This window comes from Streptomyces sp. bgisy130 (assembly GCF_057708345.1).
This window is the reverse complement of record NZ_JBYISA010000094.1, coordinates 1-3,424: the sequence shown is the minus strand read 5'-3', so window position 1 is coordinate 3,424 and position 3,424 is coordinate 1. Positions and strand designations below refer to the sequence as shown.

At 65.9% G+C, this 3,424-nt stretch carries 1 pseudogene; it reads right to left on the bottom strand.

The features are described from left to right. Positions 1-3,390, bottom strand: a pseudogene (locus AC3EUV_RS38180) (type I polyketide synthase); the annotation flags it as partial. Positions 3,391-3,424: the final 34 nt, after the last annotated feature.

Genomic DNA, 3,424 nt, shown 5'->3' with positions numbered 1-3,424 from the left:
ACATGCCGTGTCCACCGTCACCGCCGGGCCCTCAAGACCCAGCGCATACGACACCCGGCCCGACACCACAGCGGCTGCATTCCCGGTTCCGACGTAGCCGTCGAAATCGTCCGGGGAATTGGCCAGGAGGGCCGGATAGTCCTGACCGTTTGTGCCCACGAAGACCCCGGCCCGACTCCCCCGCAACGTCTGCGGATCAATGCCGGAACGCTCAAACGCCTCCCAGGAGGTCTCCAGCAGCAGGCGCTGTTGCGGGTCGGTTGCTACCGCTTCCCGGGGGCTCATACCGAAGAAGGCCGGTTCGAATCGATCCACGTGCTTCAGGAAACCGCCGGAATTGACGTAACTGGTGCCCGAGTGTTCCGGGTTGGGATCATAAACCGCATCCAGGTCCCAACCACGATCGACCGGAAATTCCCCGACCGCGTCCACACCGCCCGACAGCAGCTCCCAAAAAGCCTCAGGACCATCCACACCACCCGGGAACCGGCAACTCATCCCCACAATCACAATGGGATCACCCTCAACGACCGAGGGCACCATCCGCTGCTCAACATCATCCTGGGCCGGCGCTATCCGGGTCCGCAGAAAACCAGCCAACGCAGCCGGCGTCGGATAGTCGAAGACCACCGTCGCACTCAACGTGACCCCGCACGCCACACTCAATACGTTGCGAAGCTCCACAGCGAGCAACGAGTCGACCCCAAGATCCCGAAAAGGCCGGTTCAACGGCACCCCGGCAGGCCCCGCATAATGCAGCACCCCAGCCGCATACGACCGAACCAGATCGGTGAGCACTCGTTCCTGCTCCACCGCCTCCAAACCCGCCAACTGCCGGCGCAGCTCGGACGGACGATCTCCGCCACCCGCCCCGGCTGCGAGCTCGACCTCGGTACGGATCTCCGGAAGATCACCGAGCAACGGACTCGAGCGCACCGCAGCGAAAGCGGAACGGAAGTCCGACCAAGCGATATCGGCTATCACCAGACCGGGCGTGCCGGACGAAATCGCATGCTCCAGGGCATCGACAGCCAGGTCCGGCCGCAGCGGAGACACCCCACCCCGGCGCATCCGCTGCGCCATCGACGCATCGCTCGCCATACCGATCTCGCCCCAGGGCCCCCACGCGACGGACGTCGCAGGCAGCCCTTCAGCCACACGCTGCTCCGCAAGCGCATCCAGGAAAGCATTGGCAGCCGCGTAATTCGCCTGACCGGCGGCACCAATAGCCCCCGCGAACGACGAGAACAACACGAACGCGGAGAGCTCACGCTCTCGGGTCGCATCATGCAGATTCACAGCTGAGACGGCCTTTGCCTGCATGACAGTGGCGAACCGCTCAGCCGTGAGTGAGTCAAGTACACCGTCGTCGAGTACGGCCGCAGCGTGGAAGACGGCGTCCACGGGGTGCTCGGACAGCAGTGCCTCAACCGCCTCCGCGTCCGCCACATCACAGGCCACCACGCTCACCCGCACACCAAGGGCGGACAGCTCCGCCTCCAACTCCACCGCACCCGGAGCCTCCGAGCCTCGACGGCTGGTGAGGACCACGTGCTCAGCACCGCGCTCAGCCACCCAACGCGCCACACGCGCACCCAGAGCACCCGTACCACCCGTGATCAACACCGTCCCCCGCGGCCGCCAACCACCAACCGCGCTCCCCCCAACGGCCGCCGGGGCGTGCACCAGCCTCCGCCCAAACACACCCGACGCCCGCACCGCAACCTGATCCTCAGAGCCATCAGCCAGAACACCGATGAACCGGTCAAGCGCCCTACCGTCCACCGACTCCGGCAGATCGACCAGACCGCCCCAACGGTCCGGCAACTCCAAAGCCGCCACCCGACCCAAACCCCACACCGCAGCCTGCATCGGATCCGGCCCGCCATCCAACGAGCCGATCGCAACAGCCCCCTGCGTCACCACCCACAGCCGCCCACCGACACCCGCATCCCCCAACGCCTGCACCACCACAGCGGCACGCACCGCATCCGCAACGCCCACCGCCAATACACCAGCAACCGGCTCCTCACCAGCCACCTCACACACCCGCTCAGCCAGCAACCCACGCTCCACATCAGCGGTCCATTCCACCCGCTCAACCCGAACACCACGCGCCGCCAGCCCATCCACCACAGCCTCGGCAGACGCATCACCCGACGCCACCAACGCAATCCAACGACCGCCCAACACCCCACCGGACTGCGTCACCACCGGCTTCCACTCCACCCGATACCGCCAGTCCGCATGGGGACGTGAGTCAGGTGCCGGCGTCGGCCAGAAGCGCTCACGCTGGAACGGATACGTGGGCAGCGCCACACTTCGGGCAGCGGGGAAACACATACGCCAGTCCACATCCATACCGTGCACAAACCCATGGGACACAGCAGCCAACAGCGCTTCAGCCTCCGAGCGGCCCTTCCGCATGATGGGCGCGAGCTGAAGATCAGCTGCCGAGAGACAGTCCTGCGCCATGGCGGTCAGGGTGCCGTCCGGCCCGATCTCCAGGAACCGGGTCACCTCGTGCTCCTCCAACCACCGGATACCGTCGGCGAAGCGAACGGCCTCGCGGACATGCCGCACCCAGTAATCGGGGGAGGTCAGTTCCTGCGGCGTGGCGAGTTCGCCGGTCAGGTTCGAGACGACCGGGATGCGGGGCTCCGTATATGTCACGCGCTCGGCGACAGCACGGAATTCTTCGAGCATCGGCTCCATCAGCGGCGAATGGAAGGCATGACTGACCTGGAGCCGCTTCGTCTTCCGTCCCTGCTCCTCGAAACGCCCGGCTATCTCCGCCACCGCGGACTGCTCACCGGAGACCACGACCGCCTGCGGACCGTTCACCGCGGCGATACTCACCCGCTGCTCATAGCCTTCCAGCAGCGGCAGCACTTCAGCTTCCGACGCCTGGACCGAGACCATGGCGCCGCCATCCGGGAGTGCCTGCATCAACCGGCCGCGAGCCGCGACCAGACGACACACATCCCCCAGCGACAACACCCCCGCCACATGAGCCGCCACCAACTCACCAACAGAATGACCCACCAAGTAGTCCGGCCGGACACCAAATGACTCCACCAACCGGAACAGCGCCACCTCCACCGCAAACAACGCCGGCTGGGTATATCCCGTCTGGTTCAGCACCTCGCCATCGGCATCGGCATCCTCGCCGAACACCACACCCCGCAGCGGCAACGCCAACTCACCATCAAAGTGCCCGCACACGGCATCAAAAGCGTCCGCGAATACCGGGAAGGTGTCATACAACTCCCGCCCCATGCCAAGCCGTTGTGCGCCCTGTCCTGCGAACAGCAGAGCCACTCGCGCTTCGGGTTCAGCCAGAGCGGTCACCACGGGAACAGCGTCGTCTCCCGTGGCCAGCGCCCCAAGTCCGTCCATCAGAGCATCGCGCTCGCTACCCAGG